Here is a 16,409-nt window from a genome sequence, read left to right on the forward strand (position 1 = left end):
CAAAGGGCCGGTCTGCACCGGTAAACCGCGTTTAATCCGCATTGAAGGCATTGGGTATCCATTCTAACTGGCTACCGGTAATGGCCAAAACATCAAAACGGCAAGACGATGTGTCAAAACTGGCTCCGCGCCCCGCCAGCCAAACGGCGGCGGCATGCAGCAACCGCTGTTGCTTGCGATAGGTAACGCTGGCGGCTGCACCGCCAAACGCATCGCTGCGCCGGTAGCGTACTTCAACGAACACCCAGGTTTGGCCATCGCGCATGATCAGGTCGAGCTCACCGCCGCGCAGCGTAACATTGGCGGCGAAGAAAGTGAGCCCGGCGCGTTCCAGATAGTGGCGGGCCTGTAATTCATAGCCCGCCCCTGTGGCGCGTTGACTCAAGAGACCGGAACGACCATGCCCTGGCGGTATTGCAGCCAAGGCAGTTTTCTGTTGATGACGCAACCCGGTGAGGCGGTCAGCATGCCAGTGGTGCCTGAGACCTGGAAGCCGGGCAACTGGCGCATTTCAGCAAAGTGGTTGGACAATGTCCAGGCATCCATCCCCATGGCGTACAGACGCACCAGCGAGTAGTCGTTGCGGAACTGGCTGCTTGCCTGCTGCAATAGCTGCGGGTTGGCACCGGCCAGCAACGGGATATCGCTGAACTGCAGGCCTTCCATTTCCAGACGGAAGTCCGGACCGGCACCGGCCTGGTAGCTGCGTGAACTGGCGTACATCGCCGGCTTGCTGCGCGAGTTGGTGGCCATGTCGATCATCGGTTTGATCAACGTCAGTTGGGACTGGGTCGCGACGATATAGACCGAGTCTACGCTGCCGCCGCTGGCTGCTGGCGTGTCGCTCGGTGGCGCAGGGATGGTCAGCCCGGCAATGGTAACGGCCTGCGGTGCCGGCGCGGTGGAGATTGGCGTACCCGACATGCGAATGCCGCCGCTGTTCACCATTTGGCGCAGTTCACCGGCGGAGCCGATATTTTGCTGCAGCACCGTTTGGCCGCCCAGTTTTTGCCACTCCTGATTAAAGGCTTTGGCAACGCGATCGCCGAAGGCACCGCGCGGGATCAGCAACAGCGGTTGCCTTTTCTGCTGTTCCCAAATGTGGCGGGCAGCATCGCGGGCTTCATCTTCCGGTGAAAGCGCGAAGTAACAAATATTCGGATTGTCCTTCGGCGTTTCCGGCTGGTTGAGCGCCAAGACGTTCAGGGTGGTGGTGCTGCCGGCCAGTTGATCGACATTTTCTTTCAGCAGCGGGCCGACCACCAGGGTGGCACCATCCTGCTGGGCCTGCGTCAGCAGCGCGGCCAGTGGCTGACTGGAGGTATCATACACCTTAATTTGCGCGTTAGCGGCCTGCGGCGGCGTAATTGGCGCGGTAGACGGAGCAGAAGGCTGAGCGGCAGTGACAGGGGCAGCATCTGCTGACGGCGCCGAGGTGCTTACTGCGCCGTTGGCATTGGGATCCGTCGAGGCAGGAGCCTGTACCGGCTCGCTGGTAGGCTGTTGCTGCTGTTGTTGCACCGGAGCGGAAGGCGTCACGCCGTTTTTCGCCGCTTCAAACCCTTTTTGGATCGCGTCGGCGAACACTTTTGCCTGGCCGTTCAACGGCAGCAGCAGTGCGATTTTTGAAGTGGAAGCCTGGGTAAAGTTCAGTACCTGGTTCAACTGAGTGGGCAGGGTTTTCGCCGCCGGATTCTGCGGGTAGCGATTCTGCCAATCTTTAATACCGGCCTTCAGCAGATCGGGATCCTGTTTGTTGTCCTGATAAACGCGCAGCAGATCCAACCAGCCCTGCAGTACATTCTCATTGGCGTTGATCACCAGACTGTTCATGTCCTGCGGTGTCAGCTGCAGCAGGGACAGCCAGGTCTGGTCCAGATTGGTTTGGTGCGCTTTGCCGGTCACCAGCGGTTCTTGTGCGATGTAAGCGCGGATCAGCGGCAGGGAAGGTTTACCCTGATTGGCAGCGATCTGCGCCTGGTAGAAGCGCACCAGCTGGTTGGCCGACAACGAGCCGGTATCCAGATGGCTCAGGGTGGTGCGGGCAGCGACATAGCTTTTGTTCGCCACCTGCAGCTCGGCGCTCAGTAACTGGCGCTCCACCAGTTGAACGCTGCTGAGGTTTTTCGGCAGCTGGTTCAGTTGTTCACTGGCCTGCGGCAGTTTCCCTTCGCGCAGTAACGCGCGAATAGCAAGTAATTGCCAGTCAGCCTTGTTATCATTGCTGCTTTGCTGTAGCTGCTGCAGATAGTAATCGGAACTGGCGCTCGCTTCGTCCTGTATATTAGCGGGCGGCGTCTGCGGGGCCTGACTCGGGCAACCTGCAAGGAAAAGGGCTGCCGCGATAACTGCGGTAAGTCGGACAGGCTTTGAACGCCCTGCTTTGGTACGAACGAATGTTGAGGAAAGCATACTGTATCCAGTGATGTTTTTTTCAAGATGCTTAATATTAAATCGGCAATCCGGATGAAACAATGAATCAACACCAACAATCAGTCATTTCTGCATCAACGCTGTATGTGGTGCCCACCCCAATCGGCAATTTAGGGGACATTACCCACCGTGCGTTAGAGGTACTGAAAAGCGTTGATCTGATTGCGGCGGAGGACACGCGCCACACCGGGTTGCTGTTGCAACACTTTGCGATTAGCGCGCGGTTGTTTGCGCTGCACGACCATAACGAACAGCAAAAGGCCGATCAACTGCTGGCGAAATTGCAGGAAGGCCAGAGCATTGCGCTGGTTTCCGACGCAGGTACGCCTTTGATTAACGATCCCGGCTATCACCTGGTACGCCGCTGCCGTGAAGCCGGTATCCGCGTCGTACCCTTGCCGGGCGCCTGTGCGGCAACCACCGCGCTGTGTGCTGCCGGTCTGGCTTCAGACCGCTTCTGTTACGAAGGGTTCCTGCCGGCGAAAACCAAGGGGCGTAAGGATACGCTGATGGCGCTGGCAGAGGAACCGCGCACGCTGATTTTCTACGAATCAACCCACCGTCTGCTGGAAAGTTTGCAGGACATGGTGACCGTGTGGGGGCCGCACCGTTACGTGGTGCTGGCGCGCGAACTGACCAAGACCTGGGAATCCATTACCGGTGCGCCGGTCGGCGAATTGCTGGCCTGGGTGCAGGAAGACGAAGTACGTCGTCGCGGTGAGATGGTGCTGATCGTTGAAGGCCACAAAGTACAGGAAGATGCACTGCCGCTGGAGGCGTTGCGGACGCTGGCGCTGTTGCAAAAAGAATTGCCGTTGAAAAAGGCGGCGGCGCTGGCGGCGGAGATCCACGGCGTGAAGAAAAATGCGTTGTATAAACACGCATTGGAGCAACAAGAACAGTAAAGCGGTTGACCTGCCGTGAGCGCAACGCTACTATCCGCGCCGGAGTTGACCAGACAGTCGCCGCTTCACTGCCGTCCCTTTCGGGGGAGACAGGTGGAGGGGAGGAAAGTCCGGGCTCCATAGGGCAGGGTGCCAGGTAACGCCTGGGAGGCGCAAGCCTACGACTAGTGCAACAGAGAGCAAACCGCCGATGGCCCGCGCAAGCGGGATCAGGTAAGGGTGAAAGGGTGCGGTAAGAGCGCACCGCGCGACTGGCAACAGTTCGTGGCACGGTAAACTCCACCCGGAGCAAGGCCAAATAGGGGTTCACATGGTACGGCCCGTACTGAACCCGGGTAGGCTGCTTGAGCCAGTGAGCGATTGCTGGCCTAGAGGAATGACTGTCCACGACAGAACCCGGCTTACCGGTCAGCTCCCTCTATAAAGAAAACCCCGCGTGACGCAAGTTACGCGGGGTTTTTTCCTTTCAGGATGTGACTCACACCGGCAAGTCGATCAGCAGCGCACGCAGCGGCGTGGCGGCGCGTATCGTCAGGCGGTTTTCATCATGGATAAATGCGCCGTCACCGCACGTCAGGTTCTGGCTGTCCTGATGGTTGCCCTGGGCTTCAATGGTACCGTGGATCGACTGCAAGTAAGCACGGGGCCCATTCAATGCCAGCGTCTGCTGCTCGCCTTCCTGTAAATCCAGGTGATGGATCCACACCTGTTGGCGCAGTTGCAGGCTGCCCTGAGCGCCGTCCGGCGACGCCAGTAGCGTCACACCCTTCGCCGGCAGCGTCAGGCGCTGCACACGTTCGTTATTGGTGTCTGGACAGGCATCCAACCACAGCTGCAGACGGGTTAGCGGCGTATCGCTGCTGGCGTTTTGTTCGCTGTAACTCATCCCTGGCTGGGTGGCCAGCAGCAAAGCCTCACCGGCCTTGGCGCTCATCGTGTTACCGTCGCTGTCGCGGTATTCGGCCTGGCCTTGCAGGATCAAATTCAGAATGTCCACGCTCGGATAAGTACGCGGCTGCAAGGCTGCGCCCGGCGCCAGGACTTCCTGATTGAGCACCCGCAGCGAGGCGTAACCCATCAGCTTGGGATCGAAGTAATGTCCAAAAGAAAAGGTGTAGCGAGCCTGCAGCCAACCAAAGTCAGCTTGCCCGCATTGTTTTGCTGTTCTGCATGTAATCATGGCAATTGGCTCTCTAAATTCATTATGTAGATGGTAAGCATCTGGACGCCGGATTGTTAGCCAGTTAATCTGGTCGGCATATTCAAATTTCCTGACAGAGAGATTCGATGGCCAGAGATCGGGCGTTAACGCTTGAAGCGTTAAGGGTTATGGATGCGATCGACCGACGTGGCAGCTTTGCTGCGGCAGCCGATGAGCTGGGGCGCGTGCCTTCGGCGCTCAGCTACACCATGCAAAAATTGGAAGAAGAATTGGACGTGGTGCTGTTCGACCGCTCCGGCCACCGCACCAAATTCACCAACGTCGGCCGCATGCTGCTGGATCGTGGACGGGTGCTGCTGGAGGCGGCGGATAAGTTGACCACCGACGCCGAGGCCCTGGCGCGCGGCTGGGAAACCCATCTGACTATCGTCAGCGAGGCCTTGTCGCCGCCAAGCAAGCTGTTTCCGCTGGTTGATAAGCTGGCGCTGAAAGCCAATACCCAGGTGTCTATCTTCACTGAGGTGCTGGCCGGAGCCTGGGAGCGGCTGGAGCAGGGGCGCGCCGATATCGTTATCGCCCCGGACATGCATTTTCGCGCCTCGTCTGAAATCAACACGCGCAAACTGTACAAAGTGACGAGCATGTATGTGGCCGCGCCGGACCATCCGATCCATCTGGAGCCAGAGCCGCTGGCTGAGGCCACGCGGGTGAAATACCGTGGTATTGCGGTAGCGGATACCGCCAGGGAGCGTCCGGTATTGACCGTACAATTGCTGGATAAGCAGCAGCGCCTGACGGTGAGCACCATTGAAGATAAACGTCTGGCTCTGTTGGCCGGTCTGGGCGTGGCGACCATGCCTTACCCGATGGTCGAGAAAGATATCGAAGAAGGGCGCTTGCGGGTGGTGGGGCCGGAATACAGCCGTGAAGTTGACATTATCATGGCCTGGCGGCGCGACAGCATGGGCGAGGCAAAAGCCTGGTTCCTGCGCGAGATCCCAAGGCTGTTCACCCAGTTGGATCGTCAGTAAGCGCTCCCCCTTGCCGCAGGCAAAGGGGAGCTTGCCGTTAACCGAAACGCGTGTCGCGACCGTGTGGTTCGTCGAGATCCTGCGCCGGCCCAATCGAAATGATGCCGTGCGGATTGATGGTGGCGTGGCTGCGATAATAGTGATTGCGGATGTGCGGCAAACTGACCGTTTCGGCAATGCCTGGCATCTGGTAGATATCACGCAGGAAGCCGTACAGGTTGAGGTAATCGCTGATGCGGTGTTTGTCGCACTTAAAGTGGGTAACATACACCGGATCGAAGCGTATCAACGTGGTCCACAGGCGCAGGTCAGCCTCAGTCAGGCGATCGCCCGTCAGATAACGCTGTTGTCCCAGAATTTGCTCCAGCCGTGCCAGGGCGTCGAATACCCCGTGTACTGCTTCGTCATAGGCTTCCTGGCTGGTGGCAAAGCCGGCCTTATACACCCCGTTGTTCACCAGGTCGTAAATCCAGCCGTTCAGCTCATCAATTTCCCCGCGTAGCTCTGCAGGATAATAATCGCCAGCGCGTGCGCCAACGCCATCGAACGCGCTGTTGAACATGCGAATGATATCGGCAGATTCATTGCTGACGATGGTTTGCTGCTGCTTGTCCCAGAGCACCGGTACTGTCACACGACCGGTGTAGTGCGGGTCGGCGCGCAGGTAAAGCTGATAGAGGAAATCTGAGTGATAGAGATCATCGCCGGTCGCTTCAGGGAAATCGGTGCCGAAGGTCCAGCCGTTTTCCAGCATCAGCGGATGTACCACCGAAACAGGAATGATCTGCTCCAGCCCTTTCAATTTACGCATCAGCAGAGTGCGGTGCGCCCAAGGGCAGGCAAGTGAAACGTACAGGTGATAACGATCTTTCTCCGCTTTAAAACCTGCGACGCCGTGTTCGCCCGGCTGGCCGTCGGCGGTCACCCAGTTGCGGAACTGAGAGGTTGAGCGTTTGAAACGGCCTCCGGTAGATGAGGTGTCATACCAGATGTCTTGCCAAACGCCATCGACGAGTTGTCCCATGGGAATCTCCTTCGTGTCCGAGTGAAAAAGCAGAAGGGCCCGCTTACCGGGCCCCGTGTCACTATTAAAAACTTACCACTTCTTGTTCAGCAAGCGGTCGATACTGAAACCGCCCGGGCCAGCAACAGCCAGTACCAGGAAGCCGCCGGCGATGGCCAGGTTCTTCATGAACATCAGCTGGTTTACGCCTTCCGCAAAGTTAGTATGGAACAATAACGCGGTCAGCACAGTAAAACCGGCGGTGAACAGCGCTACGGTACGAGTCAGGAAACCGAACATGATCGCCAGACCGCCGCCAAATTCCAGCAGGATGGTCAGAGGCAGCAAGAAGCCAGGCACGCCCATCGATTGCATGTACTGTTGGGTTCCGGCATAGGCATCGCCCATTTTGCCGTAGCCAGCCACGATAAACAGGATTGTCATCAAAATACGCGCAACCAGCAAACCTGTATCTTCTAATTTTTTCATCATTTACTCCAAAGTGATTTTTGTTTGCCAGTCTTGGCGTTTTCATGTCGGTGGGCGGTATGCCGGGTATTTAGCCCCGTGCGGCCCGTCTCGTGTCGATGGAGTGAATGTTAATCGGGAAGCCTACGCTTTGTTAGCAAGTAAAACTGTCGTATTTTTTCAAAAAAACTGAATCTTTAGCCTGCTAACAAAGAGAGGGGAATCAGAATGTTGCCCAGCCTTCACCGACAGAAACGGGAATTTTCTGCGAAAAGGCGGGCTTAACAACGGAAGAATTGAAGGAACTGCGAAAGGTTATTTGTTGGAAAAGGTTTTCTGGATCAAACGGATAGTGCCAAAGACACCAAAAGCACGACGAGACCAGCGAATCAGCTTGCTTGGATGGCGTATACCGTAGATGGCCATCACGCTGGAGCCGACCACCAGGTATTTACGCAAGCCGAAAACCGTTTGCCAGCCGCGGTCGATACGCTCGGTCTTTTCCAACCACAGGGTTTTGTTTTCCGCAAGATCCAGCCTTTGCTGCTGGATCTTGCGGATGAGCTTCTCTTTTCTCCATTCCAGATAGCGGCGACGATTCATTTTTCGTCCTCCAGCTCGGAACGGTCGATCTCCAACTGTTTGCGCGTGGCGCCCAACAACGTGGAGCGTCGAGCCTTGACCAGTGTCCAAATGGCACCGAACACGGCCAGGAACAGCAGCACCCCGGTAGTGGCCCCTAACGCCATCAGGCGGTAGATAGGATCGATGGCCCAGAAAATCAGGATTAACAGGCTCATCAGGCCAAATGCGGTGAACAACAGCGTCATGCCGGCCATGATCAGCAACTGAATGAGGTTGGCTTTCTCCTCTTCCAACTCGACCACTGCCAGACGGACACGGGTTTCCACCATACCGACCAAAATAGTGATGATGCGCTGGCCGACGTCCATGACCCCCTTGGCGGGGCCCTGTGCACGAACTTGCGGTTGTTGTTCAGCCATAATTAGCGGCGCGCTAACAGAACGCCCAGTACCACACCGACAGCGGCGCCGATACCGATACCGGTCCACGGATTATCACGAACATATTCGTCCGCCTGGCCGGCGATCTGTTTGGTTTGAGAAGCCAGTTTGTCCCCGGCATCGCTCAGGCGAGCACGGGTATCCTTCAGCGCGCCTTCAGCTTTGGAGCGCAGCTTTTCCAGTTCGGCTTTTGGCTTATCGGTGGAAGAGTTCAACACTTCTTCCAGCGTATCGGCTAAGGATTTAAGTTCAGCGCGTAAGTTTTCTGCATTTGAATCATGTGCCATGTGATAATTCCTTAACGTTAACTGAGACAGACTTTTAACATAGCGGATTTTTTCGCCGGAGCAAAGGGGGGATGAGTAGTTGATATCACTAAGCATCCATTTCAAATACGGTAAAAATCCCGCTTGGTGCGGCTCTCAGCGATAAATCCGCTAGTGTAAAAAAATTATTCCGCTTGGGCTTGCTTAAGCTCGGCTTGAGCTTCAGCCAGCTTTTTCTGTTTCTTGGCCACTTTGTCCAGATTGCCGGTCTGCTGGGCTTCTTTCAGCTCCTGCTGACGTTCGGCTACCTTGCTTTGTTTCTCATCGATTTTTTTCTGGCGATCGGCCTGCAGGCCAGCTTCGGTGCAATTTGTCTGCACTTCGCTCAGCGCCTTTTTCAACCCGGCGACGCGGTGAGTATTGCCGTGCTGGGTGGCGTAATCGATCTGTTTTTGAATCTCTTGTGCTTTGGCGGCACAGCCGCCCTCAGCCGCAAATGACAGGGCCGGGAAGACGAAGAATGGGAGAGCCAGTAACATAGATTGGCGTAATTTCATGCTATCAATTCCTTGTTATTGGGATGCGTTGTCACGTATCCGCTTTCCTGACTGCCGACAGAGGCAGTGCGACAGGAGTCTTACGTAGCTGACTGACGCTAACCTTGAGCATAGCCATAAATCGTGAAGACCCCAAAGAATCCGCCACGGTTCAGTGTTGAGTGATGATTAATTGAACAGGGCGGTGATATGAAAGGAAACCCCTTCATATGAAAGGGTATTATCCCAGATTAAGGGGGGAGCGCGCAAATTCGCGCACCCAGTGAGTGGGCACTGGGGATTCGCTCAGGGCAATGATGTACCCCGGCGGCAGAATGGTTTGCAAGGCCTCGCGCGCCAGCAACTGCTGTTCCGGCGAGTCCAGGCGGATCACCAGGCCGTCGCCTTCCGGGGTAATGCTCTTGATGCGAATACCGCGTTGATCCAGCCGCTGATAGACATAAAAACCGTCAGGCAGCGAAAGGCCTTGCTGCCCTGCGCGAATGCGAAGCTCGCTCTCGGTTCGCACCATGCAGGGCACCAACAGCGTGGCGAGTGCCAGCAAGGCGAGCGCAATCAGCAACACGTACTGCCAGCGCGGGCGCTTGATCATCACGCCCCTTTCCCCTGGTCCTGGCTATCGGCGCGTTTCTTGCGCCACAAGACGATCAGCGAGCCGACCAGCCCGACGACCAGCAGCACCAACGGCAACAGCATCAGGCAGAACATCAGTTGATCTTCATACTTGCGGAAGACCGGGGTTTTGCCCAGAGCAAAGCCCAGCGAGGTGAGGATCACGACCCACAGCAGGCCGCTCATCCAGTTAAAGAACTGGAAGCGGGCATTGCTCAGGCCAGACAGGCCGGCAATGGTCGGCAGCAGGGTGCGGACAAACGCCAGGAAACGACCGACCAGCAGGGCGGAAAGCCCGTGGCGGTGGAACAGCTGGTGAGCCCGTTGATGATAGTGAGCCGGCAGATGCGACAGCCAGCCCTGTACCGTTCGGGTATTGCCGAGCCACTTGCCCTGTATGTAGCTGACCCAGCACCCCAGGCTGGCGGCGACGGTCAGGATCAGGATGGTGAGCGGGAAATTCATGGTGCCTTTGGCGATCAGGACGCCGACCAGGATCAACAGGCTATCCCCTGGCAGAAAGGCTGCCGGCAGCAGACCGTTTTCCAAAAACAGGATCATAAACAGCAGCACGTAGAGGGTCCAGACCAGCGAAGGGTTCGCCAGCGTCTCAAAATCCTGCTGCCATAAGGCATGTAACAGTTCTTTAATGATGTCCATCCGGTGTTCCTAAAACGTCATTGTTTATTTTATTTCAGCGGCTGATCGAGTGTGGGCCGAAAGCGCGCGGGCGATGCTGGCTGCTGATAATGATGAAACGGCGTTGCTTTTTAGTAGATTCTAGTCGGTGCGACACCGGTCATGAGTGGTAAGTCAGCGTGCCACGGTAAAGCATATTACTTTCTTTCCAGCCGCCTAGCCTGTTTTGCTGCTGCGGGGTGTGCAGCGTCCAGTTGACCTGGGCAAGCCGGTTGAGCGCAGGTGAGTTCTGGCGCGGGAGTTTGGTGCGGTGGCCCAGCTCTGCGGCCAGGGTATAGACCGGCGGTAATTGGGCGCAGGTCGACAGCGAGCCGGAGAAGGAATGCAACCGCGGCAATAACAACGGCAATTTACCCGGCTTTTTTCGCTGCAGCTCTGCCGGTGACCGATAAACCTGGTCGTAAGGGGAAAGCAGCGGATCGGAGAGCGAGGGTAAACTGCTCAGCGACGTAGGGGTTGCTTTGGAAGGAGCCGCGCATAGCTTTTGGCCGGAGACCGAACCGGTCCAGCAAAAAAGAGCAATAAGCATGGCAAACAACCAGCGCATGTATTCGCGTCCCGCCCCGTAGCAGAGGGTAAAAAAGTGGCTCAACTTTACCAAAATAGCACGATTGGCAACAGGGAAATCTACGTTGCCAGCGGTGAAATACTACACGGCAAATCGCCGTTCAGGCATCGATTCAGCGGATTTTACAATACCTGACATAACCCGACGATTTTTGACCGCCTGGGCTATTTATTTTCGGCGGCTACGCCATCCAGATGCACCACCGGGTTATCGGCGAACAGGTAGCGGTCGGCATTATATTCAAAATCGTCGCTGGTGGCGTTGAACAGCATCTGCTTGGTGTTTTCCAGGTGTTGCCACATGGCTAGCTTGGCGGCGTAAGGATCTTTACGTATCAATGCCTTGAGGATCTGATCGTGGTCGTCGCACCAGCTGGCGATGGAGCGATCGTCGATATGCTCATGCAGCTTGATCCAATAAGGGTTATTCACCCGCTGAACCCACATTTTTTCCACGATGGTGGCCATGGCGGTGTTCTGAGTGGCCAGCGCCACCTGCACGTGGAATTTCAGATCCCACTGCGAGTCGCGGAAGCGATCCTCTTTACGCGCCTGTTCCTGGATCTCCATCAGTTGGACGATGTCCTGCTTGGTAACCTGGGTCGCGGCGAATTCGGCGATGTTGCTCTCAATCAGTTGGCGCGCCTGCAGCAGCTCGAACGGCCCGGCAGTGGCAAATTCAATGCTGTCGCCCGGCACCACCAGATGCTTTTGCTGGTTGGACATCACGTGGATCCCGGAACCTTTGCGTACGTCGACGTAGCCTTCCACTTCCAGCATGATGATCGCTTCGCGTACCACGGTACGGCTGACGTTCATCTCTTCGGCAATGTAGCGCTCGGCCGGCAGCTTATCGCCCACCGGGTATCGGCCGCTTTCGATACGCTGTTTAAGCTCGGCGGCCAGTTGCTGATACAGGCGTCTGGTTTCAGTGAATTCCATAGTGAATGCTCTTTGGATAGGGAGGGGCGCATAGCCATGGATTTGTTATACCACTTATCCGGCAGAGCTGCCAGTAGGCTCCGGGGAGCGCCCGGCGCGATGGCCGGGCTGCGGGGTTAATGGCGCGCCGGGGAGGGGGCCAATACTGCCTCTTCGGATTGCGTAGCGGGGCGATTTTGCAGGACGGTCCAGATAACGATGGCGCCGAGAATATCGAATACCGACAGTGCGGCAAACAGTGGGCTGAAGCCCAGTGTGTCCGCCAGGGCGCCGACCACCAGGGCAAACAGGGTACTGGCGGTCCAGGCCGCCATGCCGGTCAGGCCGTTGGCGGTGGCCACCTCGTTGCGACCGAAGACGTCAGAAGACAGGGTAATCAGTGCACCAGACAGCGCCTGATGGGCAAAGCCACCGACGCACAGCAGTGCAATAGCCGCATAGGGGCTGGTAAACAGGCCTATCATGCCAGGGCCAATCATCAGCACGGCACCCAGGGTAACCACCAGCTTACGTGAAACAATCAGGTTCACTTTAAAGTGTTTCTGGAAAAACGGTGGCAGGTAACCGCCGACGATACAGCCCAGATCGGCGAACAGCATCGGCATCCAGGCGAACATGGCGATCTCTTTCAGGTTGAAGCCGTAGGCTTTGAACATGAATAACGGGATCCAGGCATTGAAGGTGCCCCATGCCGGCTCTGCCAGAAAGCGCGGCAGCGCGATGCCCCAGAACTGGCGGTTGCGAACAATCTGCCAGGCGGACATTTTCTTGGCGTTGCCGGTTTGGTGCTGTGCTTCCTGCCCACCCAGAATGTACTCGCGCTCTTCGTCGCTGAGCTTCTTCTGGTCTTTCGGGTGCTTATAGAAAATCAGCCAGCAGACAGCCCAGATCAGGCTCAGCACGCCGGTGATGATGAACGCCATTTCCCAACTGTGCGCGACGATTGCCCAGACCACCAGCGGCGGCGCCAGCATGCCGCCTATCGACGAGCCGACGTTGAAGTAACCCACGGCGATGGAACGTTCTTTGGCCGGGAACCACTCACTGCTGGCCTTCAGCCCGGCGGGGATCATTGCCGCCTCCGCCATGCCCACGGCCCCGCGCGCCAATGCCAGCCCGCCCCAACTGTTGGCCAGAGCCGTGCCCATGCAAAACAGCGCCCACAGGATGGCGAACATGGCGTATCCGACCTTGGTACCCAAGACGTCCAGCACATATCCCGCCACTGGTTGCATCAGGGTGTAGCAGGCAGAATAGGCCGCGACGATGTAAGAATACTGCTGCGTGGTGATGTGTAAGGTGTCTTCCAGCGTGGGCGCCGCGACGGCGATGGCGTTACGCGTCAGGTAACCCAGCACGGTGCCGATCGTCACCAGTCCGATCATGTACCAGCGTAACCCTTTAATTTTACGCATCCGAAATATCTCCCAGTCTTGAATTGGCGGCGCCCTGTCGGCGTCAGCGTTTTAAGGGGTTATCCCTTTATCGTTGATTTGCACCGGCCTCTTCATCACCGGCGTATTCCCGCCGCAAGCACGACTGGGTGGCGAGACAATAACTTGTCATACAGATTTAAAAGTTGAGTGATATCACAAAAGCCATTTTTCAATTCGGCAATACTGTTTGCCGCATGATTGGGCTGTTTAGGCGCTATCTGGCCGTAAAAATGCCGGTAAACGGCCTTTTATGGGTCATGGCAGCCTGGCTGAAGGCGATATTTTGCTGGACGCCCAATAAAATTGGTGTGATAACTTTGTCGCATTGAACACTGTGTCGAACGGCAAGCAAGGTGAGGAGCCAGCTATGGCGACGTTTTTAAACGAAGATTTCTTGCTGGGCAGCGAATTCGCCCGGCGTTTGTATCATGACTATGCGGCGGAGCAACCGATCTTTGACTATCACTGTCATCTGCCGCCGGAACAGATCGCCGAGAACACCCGTTTCAAAAATTTATACGAAATCTGGCTTAAGGGTGACCACTACAAATGGCGGGCGATGCGCACCAACGGGGTGGCAGAACGGCTGTGTACCGGCGATGCCGGCGATCGTGAAAAATTCGATGCCTGGGCTGCCACCGTACCGCATACCCTGGGTAACCCACTTTATCACTGGACCCACCTGGAGCTGCGTCGTCCGTTCGGTATCACCGACACGCTGCTTTCCCCGATGACGGCGGACGACATCTGGCAGCGAGGCAATGCCCTGCTGGCGCAGGACGATTTCAGGGCGCGCGGCATCATGCAGCAGATGAATGTGAAGATGGTCGGCACCACTGACGATCCTGTCGACGATCTGCGCCACCATAAAGCCATTGCCGCCGACAGCAGTTTCGATATCAAGGTGTTGCCAAGTTGGCGACCGGACAAGGCGTTTAATATCGATGCGCCGGGCTTCAATGACTATCTGCAAAAGCTGGAAGCGGCAGCCGATATTCATATCGGTCGATTCAGCGCGCTGTGTGACGCGTTGAAAAAGCGCATGGATCATTTTACCGCCCATGGCTGCAAGGTGGCTGACCATGCGTTGGACGTGGTGGTTTATGGAGAGGCGGATGAAGCTGCACTGGATGCGATTTTAACGGCGCGCCTGAGCGGCAAGCTACCTGCGCCAGAGCAGAGTGCCCAATTCAAAAGTGCGGTGCTGCTGTTCCTGGCGGCAGAATATCAACGCCGTGAATGGGTACAGCAATATCACATCGGCGCGCTGCGCAATAATAACAGCCGCATGCTGGCCAGCGTCGGCCCGGATATCGGCTTTGATTCGATAAATGACCGACCGCTGGCGGAGCCACTTTCACGCCTGCTGGATGCCCAGGCGCGTCAGGGGGGCCTGCCGAAGACCATCCTGTACTGCCTCAACCCGCGTGACAATGAAGTGATCGCCACCATGGTCGGTAACTTCCAGGGGGAGGGCACGCCGGGCAAGATGCAGTTCGGTTCCGGCTGGTGGTTCAACGATCAGAAAGACGGTATGCAGCGTCAGATGACGCAATTGGCGCAGCTCGGCTTGTTGAGCCGCTTTGTCGGTATGCTGACCGACAGTCGTAGCTTCCTGTCTTATACCCGCCATGAATATTTCCGCCGCATCCTTTGCCAGATGATGGGGCGTTGGGTGGCAGACGGCGAGGCGCCAGCAGATATCGCGCTGCTGGGCGAGATGGTGAAAAACATCTGCTTCGACAATGCCAAGAACTATTTCGCCATTGAACTGGCGTAGCCGCTGCCCGAGGTGGGTTTATGCAAAGCATGGTAAAAATTCATTCGCTGGATAATGTCGCGGTGGCACTGCGCGATCTGGCGGCCGATGAAACGTTGATGCTGGACGGCACGGCAATTCGGCTTGCGCAGCCGGTAGCGCGCGGGCATAAGTTTGCGCTACGGCTGATTGCCGCCGGTGAGGCCATCATCAAATATGGCCTGCCGATCGGCCATGCGCTGGAGACGATTGCTTCCGGTGTACATATCCACTCGCAAAATGCCAAAACCAACCTGAGTGACCTGGATAGCTATCAGTATCAGCCGCAATTTCCCGTATTACCGCCGCAGGCTGCGGATCGGGAAGTACAGCTTTATCGCCGTAGCAGTGGGGAAGTAGGGATCCGCAACGAGCTGTGGATCATACCGACCGTTGGCTGTGTCAACGGCATTGCCCGACAGATCCAGCAGCGCTTTTTGAAGGAAACCCAGGATGCGCAGGGGATCGACGGCGTGCACCTGTTCAGTCATCCGTTTGGTTGCTCCCAACTGGGGCAAGATCATGAGAACACCCGCACTATGCTGCAAAACATGGTGCGCCATCCCAATGCTGGCGCGGTGTTGGTGATTGGCCTGGGGTGCGAGAATAATCAGGTGGATGTTTTCCGCAGTACCCTGGGTGCGGTTGATGATCAGCGGGTGCGCTTTATGGTCTGTCAGCAACAGGACGATGAGGTAGAGGCTGGGTTGGAACAGCTACATGCGCTGTACCAGGTGATGCGTGATGAGCGCCGTCAACCGGGCAAGCTGAGTGAATTGAAATTCGGGCTGGAGTGCGGCGGGTCTGACGGGCTGTCCGGCATCACTGCCAATCCGCTGTTGGGGCGTTTTTCCGACTATCTGATTGCCAACGGCGGCACGACGGTACTGACCGAAGTGCCGGAGATGTTTGGCGCCGAAAGGATCCTGATGAGCCGCTGTCGCGATCGTGCGACGTTCGACAAGACCGTCAGCATGGTTAACGATTTCAAACAGTATTTTATTGCCCATAACCAGCCGATTTATGAAAACCCTTCGCCGGGCAACAAAGCTGGCGGGATCACCACGCTGGAGGAGAAATCGCTCGGCTGCACGCAGAAAGCCGGGCACAGCCAGGTGGTGGACGTGCTTAAATATGGCGAACGGCTGCGGCAACCCGGTTTAAACCTGCTGAGTGCGCCAGGCAATGACGCGGTAGCGACCAGCGCGCTGGCCGGTGCCGGTTGCCATATGGTGTTGTTCAGCACCGGGCGCGGTACGCCCTATGGCGGTTTCGTACCGACGGTGAAGCTGGCGACCAACAGCGAGCTGGCGGCGAAGAAGCCGCATTGGATCGACTTCGATGCCGGCCGGCTGATCCACGGCACCCCGATGGAAAGTCTGCTGGAGCAGTTTGTCGATCTGATTGTGGCGATTGCCAATGGTCAGCCAGCACGCAACGAAACCAATGATTTCCGTGAGTTGGCGATTTTTAAGAGTGGAGTGACATTGTAAGGCTCCAGTCGT

Annotated in this window: 18 protein-coding genes and 1 other RNA gene; 5 read left to right on the forward strand and 14 right to left on the reverse strand. The window is 56.8% G+C overall.

Annotation, left to right across the window (positions count from 1 at the left end; translation table 11 throughout):
• Nucleotides 1-31: 31 nt before the first annotated feature.
• Nucleotides 32-385: a YraN family protein gene (locus AC1RKG_RS11930; RefSeq protein WP_020831818.1), complete on the reverse strand. Its 354-nt coding sequence runs from the start codon at nucleotides 383-385 to the stop codon at nucleotides 32-34.
• Complete coding sequence (locus AC1RKG_RS11935; protein ID WP_176984409.1) at nucleotides 382-2,412, reverse strand: penicillin-binding protein activator; 2,031 nt, start codon at nucleotides 2,410-2,412, stop codon at nucleotides 382-384. Before AC1RKG_RS11935 ends, AC1RKG_RS11930 begins: the two co-directional genes overlap by 4 nt.
• 62 nt (nucleotides 2,413-2,474) lie before the next feature.
• Between AC1RKG_RS11935 and rsmI the strand changes: the two genes are divergently transcribed.
• Entirely contained in the window at nucleotides 2,475-3,338 is an 864-nt protein-coding gene (rsmI, locus tag AC1RKG_RS11940; RefSeq protein ID WP_020831815.1) for a 16S rRNA (cytidine(1402)-2'-O)-methyltransferase, read from the forward strand.
• Nucleotides 3,339-3,379: 41 nt separating this feature from the next.
• An RNA gene (rnpB, locus tag AC1RKG_RS11945) (RNase P RNA component class A) lies at nucleotides 3,380-3,758 on the forward strand.
• Nucleotides 3,759-3,816: 58 nt separating this feature from the next.
• Here rnpB and AC1RKG_RS11950 read toward each other — a convergent pair.
• Entirely contained in the window at nucleotides 3,817-4,518 is a 702-nt protein-coding gene (locus AC1RKG_RS11950) for a pirin family protein (protein ID WP_046372563.1), read from the reverse strand.
• 107 nt (nucleotides 4,519-4,625) lie between these two features.
• On the opposite strand from AC1RKG_RS11950, the gene AC1RKG_RS11955 reads away from it, so the two are divergent.
• Nucleotides 4,626-5,531, forward strand: coding sequence for a LysR family transcriptional regulator (locus AC1RKG_RS11955; protein WP_493183107.1), 906 nt, complete (start codon nucleotides 4,626-4,628; stop codon nucleotides 5,529-5,531).
• Nucleotides 5,532-5,568: 37 nt separating this feature from the next.
• Here the strand turns inward: AC1RKG_RS11955 and AC1RKG_RS11960 are convergent, their stop codons facing one another.
• The 11 genes from AC1RKG_RS11960 to AC1RKG_RS12010 all read right to left on the reverse strand — a co-directional run bounded on the left by AC1RKG_RS11960 (nucleotide 5,569) and on the right by AC1RKG_RS12010 (nucleotide 13,085).
• A complete protein-coding gene (locus AC1RKG_RS11960; RefSeq protein ID WP_129984011.1) occupies nucleotides 5,569-6,555 on the reverse strand; it encodes a glutathione S-transferase family protein in 987 nt (328 codons plus the stop codon).
• Between the two features lie 72 nt (nucleotides 6,556-6,627).
• Nucleotides 6,628-7,023: a DoxX family protein gene (locus AC1RKG_RS11965; protein WP_020831809.1), complete on the reverse strand. Its 396-nt coding sequence runs from the start codon at nucleotides 7,021-7,023 to the stop codon at nucleotides 6,628-6,630.
• 294 nt (nucleotides 7,024-7,317) lie between these two features.
• Nucleotides 7,318-7,605, reverse strand: a complete 288-nt coding sequence (locus AC1RKG_RS11970) for a YqjK-like family protein (protein WP_020831807.1) — start codon at nucleotides 7,603-7,605, stop codon at nucleotides 7,318-7,320.
• Nucleotides 7,602-8,006, reverse strand: a complete 405-nt coding sequence (locus AC1RKG_RS11975; RefSeq protein WP_493183109.1) for a phage holin family protein — start codon at nucleotides 8,004-8,006, stop codon at nucleotides 7,602-7,604. Before AC1RKG_RS11975 ends, AC1RKG_RS11970 begins: the two co-directional genes overlap by 4 nt.
• A 2-nt stretch (nucleotides 8,007-8,008) precedes the next feature.
• The gene (locus AC1RKG_RS11980) at nucleotides 8,009-8,314 is read right to left on the reverse strand and encodes an ElaB/YgaM/YqjD family protein (RefSeq protein WP_020831805.1); all 306 of its coding nucleotides are present in this window, start codon (nucleotides 8,312-8,314) and stop codon (nucleotides 8,009-8,011) included.
• A gap of 164 nt (nucleotides 8,315-8,478) precedes the next feature.
• Nucleotides 8,479-8,850, reverse strand: a complete 372-nt coding sequence (locus AC1RKG_RS11985; RefSeq protein ID WP_142816311.1) for a DUF1090 domain-containing protein — start codon at nucleotides 8,848-8,850, stop codon at nucleotides 8,479-8,481.
• A gap of 220 nt (nucleotides 8,851-9,070) precedes the next feature.
• Nucleotides 9,071-9,442, reverse strand: a complete 372-nt coding sequence (mzrA, locus tag AC1RKG_RS11990) for an EnvZ/OmpR regulon moderator MzrA (RefSeq protein WP_020831802.1) — start codon at nucleotides 9,440-9,442, stop codon at nucleotides 9,071-9,073.
• Complete coding sequence (locus tag AC1RKG_RS11995) at nucleotides 9,442-10,122, reverse strand: DedA family protein (protein ID WP_020831800.1); 681 nt, start codon at nucleotides 10,120-10,122, stop codon at nucleotides 9,442-9,444. Before AC1RKG_RS11995 ends, mzrA begins: the two co-directional genes overlap by 1 nt.
• A gap of 139 nt (nucleotides 10,123-10,261) precedes the next feature.
• Nucleotides 10,262-10,708, reverse strand: a complete 447-nt coding sequence (locus AC1RKG_RS12000) for a hypothetical protein (RefSeq protein WP_020831799.1) — start codon at nucleotides 10,706-10,708, stop codon at nucleotides 10,262-10,264.
• 185 nt (nucleotides 10,709-10,893) lie between these two features.
• A complete protein-coding gene (gene exuR / locus AC1RKG_RS12005; RefSeq protein WP_020831798.1) occupies nucleotides 10,894-11,670 on the reverse strand; it encodes a transcriptional regulator ExuR in 777 nt (258 codons plus the stop codon).
• Nucleotides 11,671-11,786: 116 nt separating this feature from the next.
• The gene (locus AC1RKG_RS12010; protein WP_046372567.1) at nucleotides 11,787-13,085 is read right to left on the reverse strand and encodes an MFS transporter; all 1,299 of its coding nucleotides are present in this window, start codon (nucleotides 13,083-13,085) and stop codon (nucleotides 11,787-11,789) included.
• 388 nt (nucleotides 13,086-13,473) lie between these two features.
• Between AC1RKG_RS12010 and uxaC the strand changes: the two genes are divergently transcribed.
• Both uxaC and AC1RKG_RS12020 read left to right on the forward strand, forming a co-directional pair.
• Nucleotides 13,474-14,886, forward strand: a complete 1,413-nt coding sequence (gene uxaC, locus AC1RKG_RS12015; protein WP_493183111.1) for a glucuronate isomerase — start codon at nucleotides 13,474-13,476, stop codon at nucleotides 14,884-14,886.
• 20 nt (nucleotides 14,887-14,906) lie between these two features.
• A complete protein-coding gene (locus AC1RKG_RS12020; RefSeq protein ID WP_493183113.1) occupies nucleotides 14,907-16,397 on the forward strand; it encodes a UxaA family hydrolase in 1,491 nt (496 codons plus the stop codon).
• Nucleotides 16,398-16,409 lie beyond the last annotated feature (12 nt).

This window comes from Serratia sp. GW822-FHT06D09 (assembly GCF_058799515.1).